An 18,258-nucleotide genomic window follows, 5' to 3' on the forward strand; every position below is an offset into this window, starting at 1 on the left:
GACATGATCATGCAGCTGCAGCTTGCCCCGGAGAATCGCAAAGCAGGCCTGCCTGCATGAGGCTTTCCATACTTGACCAGGTCCCGCTAACCGAGCATGCCCCCACCGCAGGCCAGGCCTTGTCCAGCGGCCTGCAATTGGCTCAGGATGCGGAAGCGCTGGGCTACCACCGCATCTGGTTTGCCGAGCACCACCATTCGAAATCCTTCGCCAGTGCCGCCCCGGAAATGATGACCGCGCTGGCTTTGGAACGCACGGAGACCATTCGGGTCGGCACCGGTGCCATCTTGCTGCCGTACTACCAGGCGCAGAAGGTCTTAGAAGCCATGGGCCTGCTGGCCGCCGTGCACCCGGACCGGGTGGACCTCGGCGTGGGCCGTGCTGCGCTCTCGGACCCGCATTACGCGCAGAAGATTGCCGCCCTGGTGCATGATTCGGACGCCGTCCATGAGCCCTCGGATACCGAACCGGCAGGCCGCGTCTGGGTTCTGGGCGCCGGCGGTTCCACCGCGCCCTTGCCCGGAACGCTCGGGGCGGGCTACGTCCATGGCCACTTCCTGCGCCCTGCTGGCGGCGAGCCTGCCACCCGGGCCTACCGCGAAGCCGCGGCCAACGCAGGGCATGCCGCCCACACCGTGCTGGCCGTTCGCTTTGCCACCGCCGCGACCGAAGAGAAGGCGCAGGCCCTGGCCAATGCGCTCTTGCTCTGGCGTGTGCGCAAGGACCTCGGCCACGATGGACCGATCCCCTCGACGGCAACAGCGGCGAGCCACCCGTGGAATGCGCAGGAACGGGCCCGTGCCGAGGAGCGCAGCAAAGCGCTGATCGTAGGCACCCCGGACCAGGTCCGCGACCGGCTGCTGGCCTTGGCCGAGGAGCACGGCGCCGATGAGCTGATGCTCAATACCTTGGTCTGCGACCCGGCAGACCGGTTGGATGCCTATCGCCTGCTCGCCCAGAGCTTCAACGCCTGAGCTCGGCTTCTGCGTCATTGCCATGCATCCCGGTCAGCTGCTGATGGCCCAGCACGCAGGGATGCACTCCATATCCCTGGATACCGCGTTCCCGCCAGGGTGCCAAACGGCAATTGGCCCGGTGGCTACCGATTGAGCACGAAGGTATTCAAATCATCCAGCGTTTGCTGCATGTGGTTATCCATGGCTTGGCGTGCTTGGGAGCTGTCGCGCCGCTGTAGCGCAACGAGGATCTGCTCGTGCTCGGCGATGGCGTGCTGCTGGATTTGCGCGAAGGCGCTGGTCTCGCGCCGCCGTGAGGAGAGCACTCGGCCCAGCGGCTCGTAGAGCGCCGAAACGAAAACATTTCCGGAGGCCCGCAGGATCACGTCGTGGAATTCCAGGTCTGCTTCGACAAAACCGTCCAAATCCTTGGCCGCGTGTGCTGCGCGCATGGCTTCGAGCAGTTCGCCCATTGCTGCCATCTGCTCCTCGGTGATCCGCGAGGCGGCCAGCTCGCAGGCGCCGGTCTCCAGCATGCGGCGCAACTCGATCAGCTGCACGGCGGCCGCGGCCGCCCCCACGCCGGCGGTTGTGGCGCGCACTACCGCCTCCAGCGAGTTCCACATGTTGACCGGATTCACATAGGTCCCGCGGCCCCGTTCGACGCGGATGATGTTCTGCGCCGCGAGTGTCTTGATCGCTTCGCGCACCGTCATCCGGCTGACTTCCAGGGTCTCGCAGAGTTCCAGCTCGCCAGGAATCAACTCGTCAACCGACAGTTCACCGCTGACTATGCGGTCCAAGACGCTGTCGGCGACCTCTACGACCAATGACTTCCGGGCCATGCTTCCTCCATCCCCGGGACAATTCATCCCGCCAAAGACCTGTCCAGTCTATGTCCCGCAGGCAGTTGCGGCCGACCGCGATCCATGTAACACTAATCGTCATGACAGATGTCTGACATCTTACCTATGATGCCAAGACGTTGCCCAATGACGAAGGAGTCCTTGACCATGCTTGAGTCCGAGTTGCTCGCCGGATACCTCCCGGAGCGCGAGATCGCGCCCGCGAAAATCGCCGAGGCCGCGCACTCCACCGGCAGCGTGCTGGTGGTCCTGGATGACGACCCGACCGGAACCCAATCGGTCAGCAACCTTCCGGTGCTCACCCGCTGGGACGTCGAGGACTTCCGCTGGGCCTTCGACCTGCAGCTGGATGGCGAACGCCCGCTGGCCGTCTACGTGCTCACCAACGCCCGCTCCCTGGACGCCGGCGACGCCGCGCTGCGCAATGAGCAGGTGGCCCGGGCCGCCCTGCAGGCAGCGGCGGAAACCGGCCTGTCGGTGTCCTTTGTCAGCCGCAGCGACTCCACCCTGCGCGGGCATTTCCCGCTGGAAACCGACACCTTGGCCGCCACCGCGGCGGCCGTGGATCCGGATTCTTCGGTGGATGCCGTGTTGATGGTTCCTGCTTTCGGCGAAGCCGGGCGGATCACCGTGGCCGGCGAGCACTACATGCGCACCATCGATGGCCAGGTCGCCAAGGTCAGCCAGACGGAGTTCGCCAAAGACGCCACCTTCGGATTCAGCACCAGCTATCTGCCGGACTACGTCGCCGAGAAGACCGCCGGGCGCATCGCGGCCAAGGACGTGATGGTCCTGGACTTGGACACCATCCGTTCCGGCGCTTCCTCCATCGCCACCCGCCTGGCCGAAGCTTCCAACGCGCAGGTCGCCACCGCGGATATCGTCACGGAAAACGACCTGCTGGCCTTGTCCGAGGGCCTGCAGCAGGCCGAAGCGGCCGGAACCCGCGTGCTGTGCCGCGTGGGCCCGCCCTTCGTGCGCGCCCGCATCGGCCAGCAGCAGCGCCAGCCGTTGTCCGCCGAGGAGATCTACGCGGGCAACGGCGCCGAGCGGCGCACCGACGGCGGGCTGATCGTGGTGGGCTCCCACGTGGGCGTGACCACCCGCCAGCTGGCCGACCTGACCAGCCGGCACTCGAATGCCACGGTGATCGAGCTGGATGTCCCGGAAATCCTCGCCGACGGCTCCGAGGCCTACCTCAAGGGCAAGGCCGCGCAGATCAGCGCCGCCCTGGCCACCCAGGATGTCATCGTGCACACCTCGCGCAAGCTGGTGAAAACCGATGACGCGGCGCAGTCGCTGGAGATCGCCCGCACCGTGAGCGCTGCGGTGGTTTCGGTCGTCAACCTGATCCTGCATGCCACTCCCCCGCGCTTCGTGATCGCCAAGGGCGGGATCACCTCCTCGGATGTCGCCGCCCATGGCCTGGAAATCCGCCATGCGATCGTGCGCGGGCCGATGCTCCCGGGCATTGTCTCGCTCTGGGAATCGGTGGACGGACCTGCCGCCGGCATCCCCTACATCGTCTTCGCCGGCAACGTGGGCGACGACAGCTCGCTGACCGCCGTCACCGCCAAGCTGAGCGCCACTTTCTAACCATCTTTACAATTTCTTGGAGATCCCAATGAGCACTACCAAAGTTGCAGTCCTCGGCCTGGGCGCCATGGGCCTGCCCATGGCAACCCGCCTGGCCACCAAGCTGGAAGTCAACGGATTCGACATCTCGGCCGAACGCATGGCCCTGGCCAGCCAGTCGGGCATCGCTACCTACGCTTCCGCCCGCGAAGCGGTCACCGGCGCTGATGCACTGCTGCTGGCAGTACGCAACGGCGAGCAGCTGGATGCCGTGCTCTTCGGCGAGCAGGGCGTGGCCGGGCAGCTGAAAACCGGCGCGGTGGTCATCCTGACCTCCACCGTTGGCCTGGAAGCAGTGCCCGCCACCGCCAAGCGCCTGGCCGAACTGGGCTTGGGCCTGGTGGACGCGCCGCTCTCCGGCGGCCCGGTGCGCGCCGGCGAAGGCGACCTGCTGATCGTGGTCGGCGCTGAGCCGGCGCAGCTGGAGAAGGTCCGCCCGGTGCTGGAGCTGCTGGCTTCCACCCTGAGCATCGTGGGCGACAAGCCCGGCGATGGCCAGGCCCTGAAGACGGTGAACCAGCTGCTGTGCGGCGTGCACATCGCCGCGGCCGCGGAGGCCCTGGCCCTGGCGGACAAGCTCGGCCTGGACCAGGCCACCACCCTGGAAGCGCTGCAGGCCGGCGCCGCGAACTCCTTCATGCTCGGCAACCGCGGCCCGCGCATGCTCGAGGCCTACTCCGAGGATGGCGCCGAAGTGCTCTCGCGCCTGGACATCTTCGTCAAGGACATGGGCATCGTGACCTCCGCGGCCCGCTCCCTGCACCTGTCCACCCCGGTGGCTTCGGCGGCCGAACAGCTCTACCTGCTGGGCGAAGCCCACGAGCTGGCCGCGGCCGACGATTCCGCTGTCATCAAGGTCGTAGCCCCGAAGGCTGCCCAGTAAAGTCATCAGCGCGCGGGTTCGACACCCGCGCACCGCGTCAAAGGAGACGACACAACCCATGAGCCCGCTAATGCTGCTACTGATCGCAGTGGCCGGAGTGGCCCTGCTGCTGCTCGGCGTCATCAAGTTCAAGATGCCCGCCTTCATCGTCCTGCTGCTGGTCAGCATGCTCGTGGCCCTGGCCGCGGGCATCCCCATCCAGGAGGTGGCCGGCCTGGTGACCACTGGCATGGGCGGCACGCTGGGCAGCGTGGCCGTGCTGGTGGGCCTGGGCGCGATGCTCGGCAAGGTCATCGAGATTTCCGGTGGAGCCCAGGTGCTTTCCACCCGCTTCACCGCGCTCTTCGGCCCGCGCCGGGTGATCGCCGCGCTGACCACCGCGGCCTTCCTGCTGGCCATTCCGGTGTTCTTCGACGTGGGCTTCATCGTCCTGGTGCCGATCATCTACGGCTTCGCCAAGGCCCTGGGCGTTCCGCCGGTGAAGATCGGCCTGCCGGTGGGCGCAATCATGCTGGCCATCCACGTAGTGGTTCCGCCGCATCCGGGTGTCGTCGGCGGCGCTGAGATCCTCGGCGCCGACATCGGCTGGGCCACCATCCTGGGCCTGGCGTTCTGCGCCCCGCTGGGCGTCTTGAGCTACTTCGTGGCCAAGCGCATCAACCGCCGCGAGATCCCGATGCTTCCCGAAACCGCCGAGCAGTTCGAATCCTTCGGCGCTTCCGGAGCCGGCACCACCCTGGCCAAGACCAAGACCAAGGCCCCGACCTCGTCCATGGTCATTTCCATGATCCTGCTGCCGATCCTGATGATCATGCTCGGCACCGTGGGCGGTTCGCTGGTGCCCGCGGAATCAACTGCCGCGAATATCCTGGGCTTTGTCGGATCCCCTGCTGTCGCGCTGCTGGTCACCGTGCTGGCGGCCTACTACCTGCTGGGCGTGCGCAGCGGCTGGACCAGCGAGCAGACCGGCAAGGTCATGGACTCCGCCCTGGCCCCGGCGGCCATCGTGATCCTGGTGACCGGCGCCGGCGGCGTGTTCGGCAAGGTGCTCACCGAATCGGGCATCGGCACCGTGCTGGCGCAGTCGCTGTCCTCGGCAGGACTGCCGATCATCGTGATGGCCTTCATCCTGGCCGCCATCCTGCGCGCCTCGCAGGGTTCCGCCACGGTCGCGATCATCACCACCACCGGCCTGCTGGCCGCAGCAGTGGAAGCCGGCGGCTATTCCACCGTGCAGACCGCACTGATCCTGGCAGCGGTGGGCTTCGGCGCCTTCGGCCTGAGCCACGTGAACGACTCGGGCTTCTGGATTGTCACCCGCTTCCTGGGCCTGTCCGTGGCCGAGGGCCTGCGCACCTGGACCGTGCTGACCACGGTGCTGGGCGTGGCCGGATTCGCGCTCACCGCCATCACCTACGCCATCATCACCGCTGCAGGAGTGTAATTATCCCGATGCTCACCCCCATGAACCAGATGGTCGCCCAGGCCATCACCGCAGGGCATGCCGTCCCGGCTTTCACCTGCTACGACTTCACCACTGCGCTGGCCGTGGTCGCCGAGGCCGAAGCCCAGGACCGCGCGGTCATCCTGAACGTTGCGCCGAAGGCCGCCGGGTCCACCGCGGGCCTGCGGCTGATCTCCGCCCTGCGCATCCTGGGCGAGCAGGCCGCCGTGCCGGTGGCGATCCAGCTGGACCATGCCAGCGACGCGCAGCTGATCGCCCGCGCCGTGCAGGCCGGCGCCACCGCGGTGCTGGCCGACGGCTCGGCCGGGACGCTGGAGGAGAATACCGCCTTCGTCCAGCAGGTGCGTTCGCTGATCGGTCCGGACGTGGTGCTGGAAGCCGAGCTGGGTGCGCTTCCCGGCAATGAGGACAAGGCCTTCGAGCAGAGCGCCTCCCAGCTGACCGATCCGGCGCAGGTGGCCCGGTTCGTCCAGGACAGCGGCGCGCAGCTGCTGGCCGTGGCCATCGGCAATGTCCACGGCCGCTACAAGGGCGAACCGAAGATCCACTGGGATGTGCTGGAAGCCATCCACGCCGAATCACCGGTGCCGCTGGTGCTGCACGGGGCGTCGGGCATCGCGCCCGCGGACCTCTCGCGCTCCATTTCCTTCGGGGTGGGCAAGGTCAATTTGAACACCGAGCTGCGCACGGCGACCCTGGCCGCGCTGGCCGGGCAGCTGGATGCCCGCCGCGCCGATGGGCAGAACATCCTGGGCCTGCTTAGCGACTGGGAGCGCGCGGTCACCGAGGTCGCTTCGGCGACATTTGCCGCGCTGCGCGCCACCTAGCTTGCTGCCGTCGAAGGCCGCGGTACAGGGACTTTCCGGTTCCTGCACCGCGGCCTTCGGCTTCTCCGGTGGCGGCGGTGGCAGCACGGTCCAGCGATCGCTGGACCGTGCCCAGCTGGAGCAACGCACCGGCTCAGTACGGATTCCCGGCCGACAGCACCTTCAATCCTTCGGCCACCACCCGCCCATCGTGGATGACGGTGCGGTCGGTGCCCCGGTCCATCACGGTGGAGGCAATGCTCTCGCCATCCACCAGCACCAGGTCGGCGCGGTCTCCTGCAGCCAATCCCGGGCGGTCGGCCACCGAAGCCAGGCGCGGCACCGTGCGGTCCATGATCGAGGCGCCGCCCATGGTGGCCACGGCCAGCGCATGCCCGATCAGTTCGTCCTGGCGGAACCCGTTGACGAAAGCCAGCTGCCAGGTCCGGTCCAGCAGATCGCAGTTCCCGTAGGGGCTCCAGTAGTCGCGCTGCCCGTCCTCCCCCAAGCCGAATCGCACCCCGGCTCCAACCAGGTCCACCAGCGGCAGATGATTGGAGGTACTGGGCGCAACGGAAGTCAACGAGATGTCCAGCTCGGCGAAGGTGTCGATCAGCCGGCGGCTGGTAGCCTCGCTGACACTGCCCAGCTCGTAGGCATGGGACAGGTTGACCCGGCCCTGCATGCCCAGCGCCCGGGTGCGTTCGGCAATCAACTCTGCCGAGAAGACGGCGAGCGCACCGGGCTCGTGCAGGTGCACGTCGATGTCCACCTGGTATTTATCGGCCAGCCCGAACACCACGTCGAGGTGGCGGACCGGGTCGCGGTCCAGTGCGCAGGGGTCGATGCCGCCCATGGCATCCGCACCGGCTTCCAAAGCGTCCTCGAGATGCTTGACGGTACCCGGCTCGCGCAGGATCCCTGCCTGCGGGAAGACCATGATCTGCACCTCGGCCTCGTTGGCGAACTTCTTTTTCGCGGCCACCACGGCCTCGTATTTCTCCAGCTTGGAATCCACATCCACCTGGGCGAAGGAACGCACCCGGGTGGTGCCTCGGGCGATCATCCGTTCCAGGGTTCCGGCCACGCGCTCGGGCAAGCTGATTTCGGCGTCCCGCCAGTTCTCCCGGTCGTTGCTCATCATGCCCCACACCCCCGGGCGTCCAGTGTGCTCGCGGAAAGGCAGTCCGATGCGCGTGGAATCCAGGTGCACATGCACGTCGGAGAAGGACGGGAGAAGGATGCGCCCGCGGCCATCGACGTCCGCCAGGTTGCGCATCTGCTGCGGGTCGTGCGCGGAGATCGCTGAAATCTTGCCGTCGCCAATCAGGATGTCGCTGGGCGGACCGCCCCAGGGGCGGGCATTGCGGATGAACATGGGTCAGCTTCCTTGCCGGTATGGACAGTGCTAGTAGAAACGTACCGGAGGCGCCCCTAGGGCCAGCAGAGCTTCGGGCCGAGCGCGGTTCTCCTGCTCCAGGCAGGACAATGGCGGGCCCTTGCAGGCCCGCCATCAACTAGGTCGGCTATTCGTCAGCCTCTTCTCCGGGCAATGTCGACTGCTCCGGCAGGCTGTCCCAGAACGAGGTGTCCATGGTTTCCACGGAGCCATCGGCTACCGCCTTGATGGTGCTCTCCAGGGTGAGGATGGTCTGCTGGCGCAAGTAGCCATTGGATTTCTGTCCCAGGACATAATCCGGGTTGCTGTGGTCGCTCATGCCGCGCATTTCGAAGAGCAAGGTGGAAATGCCGTATTCGGCCGCGATGCCATTGCGCGCAATGGTGTTGGCGGTCCCGCCCACGTATTTGCCCAAGTGGCCCCAGCCGGTCCGGTCGACATTCTGGTAAACCACTGCGCCCAGGCGCTTGGAACCCTCGCGGACTTCCTCAGGCACGTCCGGGGTCGTCGGGTAGAGGATCGAGCCGGATACCAGCTGGCCGTCCACCGCCGAGCGGGTGCCCTGGTGGTGCAAATCGATCATGTAGTCGATGCCGTAGGCGGAGAGCACATTGTTGTGCAGCGCCTGGATTTCCGGCTGCGTCTTGGCCACGTGGTCCCGGTTGATGTCCACGTTGTTGGCGTTGTAGCGGGTCAGGTGCCGGTCCCCCGAGGCGATGTAGTCATCGAGCGGGAAGTCCACATCGCCCATGGCGCCATCCGGGTTCAGCATCGGCACCACCAGGATGTTGACGTCCGCGAGCACCTCCTTCATCCGCCCCGAGCCCAGGTGCTTGATCACTTCCAGGGTCCCCTCGGTGGTCAGCTGCTCGTTGCCGTGCTGCTGGGTGAGGAACATGATCGTGGGATTTTCCGGGTCCGACAGGTACTTGGCCAAGAACAGATCGCGTCCCTTGGCCGATTGGCCGATGACTTCCAGTTCCATCGCCGATTGCTTGGCATCCTGCTTGCGCAGTTCGGCGGCCATCGATTCGTGCGTATGCAGGATCGAGGTGTTGATGGTTTCATTTCCGGTGTAGTCCGGCCCGTTGCCTACAGCGTTGGCCGGGACCAGCCCCAAGCCGAGGAACAGTGCCGAGCCGGCAACGATGCAGGAGCCCTTCTTCAGCATCCGGGCGGGGAACTGCTTTGGCATATTCTTCATTGAATCTCCGATGTCTTCCTGTGATGGGATGGATCTTGGTCATTGCGCCGTCCTCCGGCGTTTCCGGTCTCAGCTGCCGATGAAGAAGTAGCCGCCGTTCAGTCCATCCACCATGACGCGGTAGGACTTCTTCTCCAGGCTCGCTTCGATCACCCAGTTGGGTTTCCAGACCTTGGCGACACTGCTCTTTTCGCGGATCCCGCCGCGCCAGGCCAGCCGGGCCCGGCGCAGCGCCGCGGTGGACAATAGGGCCTTGGCCCGCCGGCGTGCGGTGTCGAAATCGATGGTGTTCCACTGCGGGTCAGCCACCCGGTCCAGCGCTTGGCCGGTTTCCGCATCTTCGGCTTGCCACGGATCGCAGACGAAGGCCTTGCCCGAGTAGTAGTCCACCAAGGCGTGCGCCTGCCCGGTCCGTCCGGCCAGCTGCGGCACCTCGAAGATGAACCCCGCAAAGGGATGGTGGCGCAGCTTGGCCGACTCGACTCTCAGCCCTGGCGCCTTGGCGGCAAGGATGCGCTGCGCGTCCTGGTCATCAACCAAGGTTTTCAGCACCAGTTCATTCATCGCGGGCCGCCATTTCCGCCTGGCTGGCCAGCAGGGAGTCCTGGCCCATGAGCATCTTCTTCGGGATTGGGCCGATCTTCGCGGTCTCATCCAGGGCCCGGCCAATATGCTCCGGCACGGGATGCGACTTCTGGCTGGCCAGGCTGCCGATGACCATGGCCGCGGTGGAGGCCAGGATGCCGGTGACCATCGGATCGATGCCGGTGGCATCCGGAGCCCCGGACACCTGCCAGAGCACCGAGACCAGGGTGCCGGCGGCCATCGAGGAGATCGCGCCAACGGTATTGGCCTTCTTCCACCACACCGCGCAGATATAGGAAGGGACGAAGGCGCTGCCCAGCACGGTCGTTGAGAAGATCACCACGGCGGCCACCGCGGGAGGATCAAAAGCGGCAATGCCATAGCCGATGATGGCCAGGGCCAGCACGGTGATCCGCGAGACCCAGACCATCTGCGCATCGCTCATCTTCTTGTTGATGAACCGGGCGTAGATGTCCTGGCTGGCGATGGTGCCGGCCTGCAGCAGCAGGGCATCGGCGGTGGACATGATGGCTGCCATGATCGCTGCCATGACGATGCCCACGGCGAAAGTCGGCAGTACCGCGTCGGCGACCTCGAAGATCGCGGTTTCCGGGTTGGCCAGATTAGGCAGCAGGATCAGCGCGAACAAGCCCACCAGGTAGGGGCCGGGGATGAACAGCAGGTTGAAGGCCAGCGAGTAGGCTCCGGCGGTGCGTGCCACCGATGGCTTCTTCATGGCCATGTGGCTGACCACCACGTGCGGCCATCCCATGTAGCCGATGGAGAAGACCAGCAAGGCACCGATGATGACGCCCCACTGGCCCTGGTAGCCCAGGTCCGCTCCCCACATGGTCAGCAGGTTGGGGTTGATGGCGCCCACGGCCTCGTTGCCCTTGGTGAACCCGCCGATGGCGATCAGCGTGGCAATCAGGATCCAGACCATGCCCACCACCATGATGATGGCCTGCACGAAGTCGGTGTAGGCCACCGCGAGGTAGCCGCCCAGGAAGGTATAGAGGACAATCACGCCGATGGCGATCGCCAGGGCCACCGGGAAGGAGACCCCGGTGACCATTTCCAGTCCGCGGCCGCCGGCGATGAACTGGGCCAGCACGTAGAAGAACATGCAGAACAGCGCCACGGGAGCGGCGATGAGCCGGATCCACTTCGAGGGGTAGCGGTGCTCCAGGTATTCGATGGAGGTGATGGAGCCCAGGATCTGGGAGAGCTTGCGCATCCGCCGGCCCAGGACCGAGAGGTTCAGGATGCCGCCGCCCAGGTCGCCCAGCGCGTACCACATGCTGAAATAGCCCTGGGTGTAGCCCATGGATCCGGCACCCATGAACATGTAGCCGGACATGGATGAGCTTTGCAGCCGCAGCGCGGTGACACCGGGGCCGAGGCTGCGTCCGCCGAGCAGGAACCCTTCGGCATCCTGCTTGCCGCGCTTGAGCGCCCAGAAGCCGATGCCGGCCATGGCGATGAAATAGATGATCAGGAACAGGATCTCGATGCTCACTGCTGCTCCTGCGCATCTTCGCGCTTCCAGCCGCGGCTGAGCCACAGGAAAACACCTGTATAGATCACCCAGAGGGCCGGAACCCCGATGATGACCATGGTCGTGAACGCCGGTAGTCCAAACATCGACACATTCCTTCTGGGAGCCGCTGGTTCTTATTTCATGAGCTGGGTCACAAGCACCCGTTTGATCCATAGCCTTGCATACCCCCAGCAGCCAAGACAAGGATAATTCCTAGGTTAACTTGGGAAAACTTCCGCGCCCCTGCATTCGACCGCACGACCATCCCCGCCTCTGTGCCTCCGGCCAGGCGCCTCCGGGCCCAAATGGCCGGCAGCAGCAAAGGCCCCGGCCGGGTTCGGCGGGCATCGTCATACGATGTCCATCGAATCCCCGCCGGGGCCTGTAGCCCGGAGGGTGCTAGCGCAGCACCACGGTGCGCGAGCCGCTGAGGAAGACCCGGTCTTCGCAGTGCCAGCGCACCGCATCGGACAGGGCCTTGCACTCGGTATCGCGTCCGGCGGCCACCAGGTGCTCGGGCGCGTAGCTGTGGTCCACTTCCTGGACTCGCTGGGTGATGATCGGCCCCTCGTCCAGTTCCGAATTCACGTAGTGCGCCGTGGCGCCCACGGTCTTCACCCCGCGCTCGAAGGCCTGGTGGTAGGGCTTGGCCCCCTTGAAGGAGGGCAGGAACGAATGGTGGATGTTGATGGCCCGGCCGGTGAGCTTGCGGGTGAGGTCATCGGAGAGCACCTGCATGTAGCGGGCCAGCACCACCAGATCCACCTCGAAGCGCTCCACCAGGTCCATCAGCTTGGACTCGGCCTCGGGCTTGGTCTCAGGGGTAACAGGAATGTGGAAGAACGGGATCCCATTCCACTCGACCTGCTGCCGGTGGTCCGGGTGGTTGGAGACTACTGCCGCGATCTCCACCGGCAGCTCCCCCATCCGGGCGCGGAACAGCAGATCGTGCAGGCAGTGGCCGAATTTGGAGACCATCACCACCACGCGCTTCTTGTTTCCGGCCGGGCGCAAACCCCAGGTGGCCTGGTGCTCATCGGCGAGCTGGCCGAGGCCCGATTCGAGCTCGGCGATCTCGGCGGGGATATCCTCCGCCGCGGCGACCTCGAATTCGATGCGCATGAAGAGCGTCCCGGAAAGCTGGTCGTCATGCTGCTTGAGCTCCCGGATGTCGCCATGGTGCTTGAGCAGCAACCCGGTGACCGCATGCACGATGCCCGGGCGCTCGGCGCAGGTGAGGGTCAGGACATACTTGTTGTTCGGTTCGGTCATCGTGCCGCTCCTTGGTTTCGCCGAGATGGCATTAGCTTCGCCATGGCTCGTAGTGGTTTTTCGGGGGATTTTCATGCGGTTGCACCTGGCTTCCGCGCAGTGCTCTGCGCCGCGGATTCAAAGCCGTCCGGCCTGAGTCTTCCCAGCGGAACTGCGCGCTGCCCCTGCCTTCGGAAGCAGCTGCGGGCAGACCCGCCAACCTCTGGCCGGATACTGATATATCAATTGATGATCACAATACTATGTGTGCTTCAGCACAGCGTCAACAACTTTTCCGGCCGTTCTTCCTGGCGCCTTTCCCAGCGCTTCCAGAGCGGTTTTCCGCTCTGCCGTTCGCCGGCAAGCCAAGGGCTGTTGAGCGCATCGACGCAGGAAAAGCGCCTAAATCGAAGCCGGGGCGATACTCTTTGTGTGTCGGCAATTGATTTTTGAACAGTGATAGAGAGCGATATGCCAAGGCCCACCGAACTGACCAGCGTCGCCACCGAGCAAGGCTCGATGGCTGATCGAGCCTACAACGCATTGCGCGACCGGCTGGTGCTGCTCGAAATCGCTCCGACGCACCCGATCCACGAGCCTCAGCTGGCCGAGGAACTGGGCATTGGGCGCACCCCGATGCGCGAGGCTCTCAAGCGGCTGGAAACCGACCACCTGGTGGTGTCCTATCCGCGCCGCGGCACCTTCGCCACGGCCGTGGATTTCCATGAGCTGAACTACATCTCCGAAATGCGCCAGGTGCTCGAGCCGCTGGCCGCGCGCAACGCGGCCGCGAACAAGGACCCGCAGATCCGCGAGCAGCTGGCCGGCTACCTGCAGCAGATCGATGCCCTGGATCCCGCCCTGGACCAGCGTTCGCTGCTGCTGCTGGATGTGCGCATCCACCGGCTCATCTACAAAGCGGCGGCCAACAAGTACCTGGAGGAAACCCTGGTGCGCCTGGATAATCTGGTGACCCGGATCTGGTGCCTGGTCATCGACCAGATGCCTCCGATCGCAGAGCATATTTCCGAGCATTCGGCCTTGCTGCGCGCCATCCTCGATGGCGACGCGCAGCTGGCCGCGCGGCTGGTCTCCGAGCATGTGGCCCACTTCGAGCAGGCCCTGCGCCGCGCCCCCTAGCTGGATGCCGGGGACGCGAACCGGCCGCTAGCGGCCGGCGCCCTCGGGTTCCAGATCCGTTTCGGGCCGCGGCTGCGGTTCGCGCGCCGGGGCTTCCAGCTCCTGGGCTACCGGCTCCGGCCGGTCTCCAGCTGGCAGGCCCGACGCGGCCACAATGGAGTTCTCCCTGGTCATCAGGCTGAACTGCTCGCCTTCGTGGCGGTCGATTCCGTCATCCACTGCCTGTTCCAGCACCTCCATGGCCACCTTGCCGCGCAGTACCAGCGGATCACGGCACAGGTCCTTCCACAGCGCCACGCACAGCAGCAGCATCACCAGCACGAAGGGCAGCGCCGAGACGATGGTGATGTTCTTCAGCCCGTTCAGGGCCGCCGCCGGATGGTCCCCGCCGGCCAGCAGCATGACCGCGGCCACCGCTCCCACCGAGACGCCCCAGAAGACCACCGACTTCTTAGAGGGTTCCTGCGCGCCGCGCTCGCTGAGCGCACCCATCACGATCGAGGCGGAGTCCGCCCCGGTGACGAAGAAGATGGCAATCAGCACCACGGCCAGGGCCATCAGCGCGATGGAGAACCACTCGGGGAACGGCAGTGCGCCCAGCAGCTCGAAGAGCACCGAGTTGAAGTCGATATCCGGGGCCCCGTCCACCATCTGGGCCAGGGCCTGGCCCATGTCCCCGTTGCGTTCGGCCCGTTCCTGCAGGCCGATGGCGCCGCCGCCGAAGATGGCGAACCAGAACAGCGTGACGGTGGAAGGTACCAGCAGCACCCCGGTGACGAACTGGCGGATGCTGCGCCCGCGCGAGATCCGCGCGATGAACAGGCCCACGAACGGGGTCCAGGACACCCACCAGGCCCAGTAGAAGATGGTCCAGGAGGAAAGCCAGGCGGCCATGTCGCCGTCCCCGGAAGCCGCGGTCCGCGATGCCATTTCCGGCAGGTCAGCGATGAAGGAGCCCACCGCATTGGGGATCACGTTCAGGATGAACAGCGTCGGTCCGCCGATGAATACGATCAGCGCCAGGATCACCGCCAGCACCATGTTGATATTGGACAGCCACTGGATGCCGCGCTCGATCCCGGAGACGGCCGAGGCCACGAACAAGGCGGTGAGCACCGCAATGATCAGCACCAGGACCCCGGAACCCACCGAGGACAGCAGCCCGGCGGACTGGATGCCTCCGCCGATCTGCAGCGCGCCGAGCCCCAGCGAGCAGGCCGAGCCGAAGAGCGTGGCCAGGATGGCCAGGATGTTGATCGTCTTCCCGCCCCAGCCGTGGACGACCCTTTCGCCGAAGATCGAGGTGAACATCGAGGAGAACAGCTGCGGGCGGCCCAGCCGGAAGCTGCCGTAGGCCATGCCCAGCCCGACAATCGCGTACATGGCCCAGGGGAACAGCGTCCAGTGGAACATGGTGGTGCCCATGGCCGTGCCCACCGCGGCCGAGGTCTGCCCGCCCACGGTTTCCGGCGGCGGGGACATGTAGAAGTAGAGCGGCTCGCCCACCCCGTAGAAGACCAGGCCGATGCCCATGCCGGTGGCGAACATCATCGAGATCCAGGAAACCGTGCTGAACTGCGGCTTCTCCCCGTCCTTGCCCAGCGGGATGCGACCGAAGCTCTTGGCCGCGACCACCAGCACGAACAGGGTGAAAACGGTAGCGGCGATCACGAAGATCCAGCCGGTGTTCGTGATGACCCAGTCCAGGGCCTTCCCGGCCGCGGAGCCCAGCCCTTCGGGCGAGGCGAAGCCCCAGGCGATGAACGCCAGGGCGAGGAGTCCGGCAATGCCGAAGACCCAGTAGTCGGTGCCGGAGGACAGGTATCTTCTGGGCCGGCGCCGGCGAGCCGAGTGCAGCTCGCTGACCAGGTCGTTCACGGGTTGCTCAGTGCGTTTCATTTCGGTTTCCTTCAATAAAGGCAATAGGCGGCGGGCCGGCAGGGGAATGCGGGCGCGCCGAATCAGCCGGGGTCCCCGGGGTTGCTCGTGCGTGGTGGCCGGGGCCGGCAAATCGGCCGGGCTCAAGAGCCGGCCGGAGGTGCGCCGTGCGGGCCGGGAATTGTTCCCGGCCGGCACGGCGGGCAGCGGTTAAGTGCGCGTCAAGCGCGGGTCAGGCGCTGATCAGCCCGTGCGGGTCGAGCACGAACTTCTGCGCGGCGCCTTCGTCGAAGGCCGCGTAGCCCTGCGGGGCCCGGTCCAAGCCAATGGCCGTGGCGTTGACGTTCTTGGCAATCGAGACCTTGTCCGAGAGGATCGCCTGCATCAGCCCGCGGTGGTACTTCATCACCGGGCACTGGCCCGTGACGAAGGTGTGGGACTTGGCGAAGCCCAGGCCGAAGCGCATGGACAGCGAACCGACCTTGGCCGCTTCGTCCTCGGCGCCCGGATCCCCGGTGACATAGAGTCCCGGGATGCCCAGGCTGCCGCCGGCACGGGTGATTTCCATCAGCGAATTGAGCACCGTGGCAGGCTGCTCCTTGCCAGCGTCATGCCCGTGCCCGCGCGCCTCGAAGCCCACCGCGTCGATGCCGCAGTCGACCTCGGGCACGCCCAGGATCTGGGCGATCTGCTCGGCCGGGTCGCCCTGCGAGACGTCCACGGTTTCGCAGCCGAAGCTGCGCGCCTGGGCCAGCCGGTCGGCGTTCAGGTCCCCGACAATCACGGTGGCCGCACCCAGCAGCTGCGCGGAGGTGGCCGCGGCCAGGCCCACCGGGCCGGCGCCGGCGACATAGACGGTGGAGCCGACGGTGACCCCGGCGCCGATGGCTCCGTGGTAGCCGGTCGGGAAGATGTCCGAGAGCATGGCCAGGTCCAGGATCTTCTCCATGGCCTGGTCGCGGTCGGGGAATTTCAGGGCGTTCCAGTCCGCGTAGGGCACCAGCACGTATTCGGCCTGGCCGCCCACCCAGCCGCCCATGTCCACGTAGCCGTAGGCGGAGCCGGGGCGGTCGGGATTGACGTTCAGGCAGATGCCGGTTTGCCCGACCTTGCAGTTGCGGCAGCGGCCGCAGGAGATATTGAAAGGCACCGAGACGACGTCGCCGACCTTGAGGAATTCCACATCGCGGCCCACTTCCACCACTTCGCCGGTGATCTCGTGGCCCAGCACCAACCCGACGGGGGCGGTGGTGCGGCCGCGGACCATGTGCTGGTCCGAACCGCAGATGTTGGTGGCGATGGTGCGCAGGATGACCCCGTGGTGCACCTGACGCCCGACGTTTGCCGGGTGGACCCCGGGCCCGTCCTTCAATTCGAATTCGGGGTACGGGGTGTCGATCAGCTCGACCTTGCCTGCCCCGGCGTAGCTTACTGCCAAGTTGCCCATAGCGGACCACTTCCTTGAAATATCAGTTGGATACCAAATCGGATGTGCCCAAGTCTGGCTACTGAATGTGATCCATGTCAATAGCCCGGTCCGAAATCCGCCGGGTCCGGCAGCCCGCCAGCGGCCGGCTACCCGTCCAGTTCCTCGGCCGAGCGCAGGGAAATGATGTCCTTGGCGGTGCGCTGCAGGATATCCAGGGATTCCTCGATCAGCGGCGAGCCGCGGCTGCCCTTGCGGGTCACCGCCACGATGCGCCGCGAGGGCTTGGCCGCCCCGGAAATCCGGCGGCGCACCACATTCTGCGCATCGCCCAGGGTGGCCAGCCGGGGCAGCAGCCCCACGCCCAGGCCCGCCCCGATGAACGCGATCATGGTTTCCCACTCCACCGCCTCGTGGGCGATGTGCGGGGTGACCCCCAGCGAAGTGAAGGCGGCAACGAACAGCGCCCGGTAGACCGACTGCCCGGATTCGGAGATCCACGGGTCATCGGCCAGGTCCTCCAGGGCCACGGACTTGTGCTGCGCCAGCCGGTGCGTGGCGGGCAGCACCACATCCAGCGGGTCATCGAGCAGCACGGTCTGCTCGAACCGGTCCCTGGCGGCAGAACCCCCGGACGTCTGGCTGGCCACAATCACGGCCAGGTCGATCCGCTCCGCGAGCAGCAAGTCCAGGCAGCGCTGCGGCTGCGCTTCGATCAGCTGCACCTCGGTATCGGGCCGGGTGGCTCGCAGGTCCGCGGCCAGCGGGGCAAGCAGCTGCGCGGCAGCGGTGGAGAATCCGCCCAGGCCGAACTGACCCTGCACCTGCCCGGAGGCGTTGCGTGCGGACGCCGCGAGCAGCTCCCATTGCGTCACAATCCCGTCCAGGCCCGCAACGAAATGCCGGCCCGCGGAGGTCAGCCGCACCCCGCGGCCCTCCTTGGTGATCAGCTTGATGCCCAGGGTGCGCTGCAGTTCGCGCAGCTGCGCGGAGACCGCCGAGGCCGAGTAGCCGGTCAGTTCCGCGGTGCGCGCTACCGAGCCCGTGGAAGAGAAGACCCGCAGGGTGGCGAAGCGTGGATCAATCATGCACTAATTGTGCACGGTTCCGTTCAATTTCTTGCGCTTTTCTTGCCGACTATTTCTTCCTAGTCTCGATTCATGCGGTGACCGGCCTCACATCGGCCCGCGCAACCACAGCCAGAGGACGCCAGCCGCGTCGTGT

16 protein-coding genes are annotated in these 18,258 nt (G+C 66.1%); 6 read left to right on the top strand and 10 right to left on the bottom strand.

Annotated elements, in window-relative coordinates; all coding sequences use genetic code 11:
• Positions 1-56: 56 nt before the first annotated feature.
• Positions 57-974, top strand: a complete 918-nt coding sequence (locus AAZQ98_RS02575; protein WP_434689589.1) for an LLM class flavin-dependent oxidoreductase — start codon at positions 57-59, stop codon at positions 972-974.
• Positions 975-1,099: 125 nt separating this feature from the next.
• On the opposite strand, the gene AAZQ98_RS02580 is transcribed toward AAZQ98_RS02575, so the two are convergent.
• Positions 1,100-1,801, bottom strand: coding sequence for a FadR/GntR family transcriptional regulator (locus AAZQ98_RS02580; protein WP_434689591.1), 702 nt, complete (start codon positions 1,799-1,801; stop codon positions 1,100-1,102).
• 168 nt (positions 1,802-1,969) lie between these two features.
• Between AAZQ98_RS02580 and AAZQ98_RS02585 the strand changes: the two genes are divergently transcribed.
• From AAZQ98_RS02585 to AAZQ98_RS02600, 4 genes are read left to right on the top strand one after another with little or no spacing between them, the layout of a single operon-like run.
• Positions 1,970-3,418, top strand: a complete 1,449-nt coding sequence (locus AAZQ98_RS02585) for a four-carbon acid sugar kinase family protein (RefSeq protein ID WP_434689592.1) — start codon at positions 1,970-1,972, stop codon at positions 3,416-3,418.
• 28 nt (positions 3,419-3,446) lie between these two features.
• Complete coding sequence (locus AAZQ98_RS02590) at positions 3,447-4,340, top strand: NAD(P)-dependent oxidoreductase (RefSeq protein WP_434689593.1); 894 nt, start codon at positions 3,447-3,449, stop codon at positions 4,338-4,340.
• A 58-nt stretch (positions 4,341-4,398) separates the two neighbouring features.
• Positions 4,399-5,784: a GntP family transporter gene (locus AAZQ98_RS02595; RefSeq protein ID WP_434689595.1), complete on the top strand. Its 1,386-nt coding sequence runs from the start codon at positions 4,399-4,401 to the stop codon at positions 5,782-5,784.
• 20 nt (positions 5,785-5,804) lie between these two features.
• The gene (locus tag AAZQ98_RS02600; RefSeq protein WP_434689597.1) at positions 5,805-6,632 is read left to right on the top strand and encodes a class II fructose-bisphosphate aldolase; all 828 of its coding nucleotides are present in this window, start codon (positions 5,805-5,807) and stop codon (positions 6,630-6,632) included.
• 133 nt (positions 6,633-6,765) lie between these two features.
• Here the strand turns inward: AAZQ98_RS02600 and AAZQ98_RS02605 are convergent, their stop codons facing one another.
• From AAZQ98_RS02605 to purU, 6 genes are all read right to left on the bottom strand, one after another.
• Complete coding sequence (locus AAZQ98_RS02605) at positions 6,766-7,989, bottom strand: amidohydrolase family protein (protein ID WP_434689599.1); 1,224 nt, start codon at positions 7,987-7,989, stop codon at positions 6,766-6,768.
• A gap of 148 nt (positions 7,990-8,137) precedes the next feature.
• Positions 8,138-9,205, bottom strand: a complete 1,068-nt coding sequence (locus tag AAZQ98_RS02610) for a M14 family zinc carboxypeptidase (protein WP_434690102.1) — start codon at positions 9,203-9,205, stop codon at positions 8,138-8,140.
• A gap of 78 nt (positions 9,206-9,283) precedes the next feature.
• Entirely contained in the window at positions 9,284-9,778 is a 495-nt protein-coding gene (locus AAZQ98_RS02615) for a hypothetical protein (protein ID WP_434689600.1), read from the bottom strand.
• Positions 9,771-11,318, bottom strand: a complete 1,548-nt coding sequence (locus tag AAZQ98_RS02620; RefSeq protein WP_434689601.1) for a sodium/proline symporter — start codon at positions 11,316-11,318, stop codon at positions 9,771-9,773. The genes AAZQ98_RS02615 and AAZQ98_RS02620 overlap by 8 nt, the downstream gene beginning before the upstream one ends.
• Positions 11,315-11,443, bottom strand: a complete 129-nt coding sequence (locus AAZQ98_RS02625) for a hypothetical protein (RefSeq protein WP_400341641.1) — start codon at positions 11,441-11,443, stop codon at positions 11,315-11,317. Before AAZQ98_RS02625 ends, AAZQ98_RS02620 begins: the two co-directional genes overlap by 4 nt.
• Positions 11,444-11,738: 295 nt before the next feature.
• Positions 11,739-12,611, bottom strand: coding sequence for a formyltetrahydrofolate deformylase (gene purU / locus AAZQ98_RS02630; RefSeq protein ID WP_105658923.1), 873 nt, complete (start codon positions 12,609-12,611; stop codon positions 11,739-11,741).
• A 450-nt stretch (positions 12,612-13,061) separates the two neighbouring features.
• Here purU and AAZQ98_RS02635 point away from each other — a divergent pair, with 450 nt between their 5' ends.
• Complete coding sequence (locus AAZQ98_RS02635; protein ID WP_400341643.1) at positions 13,062-13,730, top strand: GntR family transcriptional regulator; 669 nt, start codon at positions 13,062-13,064, stop codon at positions 13,728-13,730.
• A gap of 27 nt (positions 13,731-13,757) precedes the next feature.
• Here AAZQ98_RS02635 and AAZQ98_RS02640 read toward each other — a convergent pair whose 3' ends face one another.
• From AAZQ98_RS02640 to AAZQ98_RS02650, 3 genes are all read right to left on the bottom strand, one after another.
• Positions 13,758-15,629 (bottom strand): BCCT family transporter, encoded by a 1,872-nt coding sequence (locus tag AAZQ98_RS02640; RefSeq protein WP_434689604.1) that lies wholly within the window; start codon positions 15,627-15,629, stop codon positions 13,758-13,760.
• Positions 15,630-15,840: 211 nt separating this feature from the next.
• On the bottom strand, positions 15,841-17,055 hold the full coding sequence (gene fdhA, locus AAZQ98_RS02645; RefSeq protein ID WP_133833949.1) for a formaldehyde dehydrogenase, glutathione-independent: 1,215 nt from the start codon (positions 17,053-17,055) through the stop codon (positions 15,841-15,843).
• A gap of 128 nt (positions 17,056-17,183) precedes the next feature.
• Positions 17,184-18,122: a LysR family transcriptional regulator gene (locus AAZQ98_RS02650; RefSeq protein ID WP_434689606.1), complete on the bottom strand. Its 939-nt coding sequence runs from the start codon at positions 18,120-18,122 to the stop codon at positions 17,184-17,186.
• Positions 18,123-18,258 lie beyond the last annotated feature (136 nt).

Source organism: Glutamicibacter sp. Je.9.36, assembly GCF_051129975.1.
Lineage (GTDB): Bacteria > Actinomycetota > Actinomycetes > Actinomycetales > Micrococcaceae > Glutamicibacter.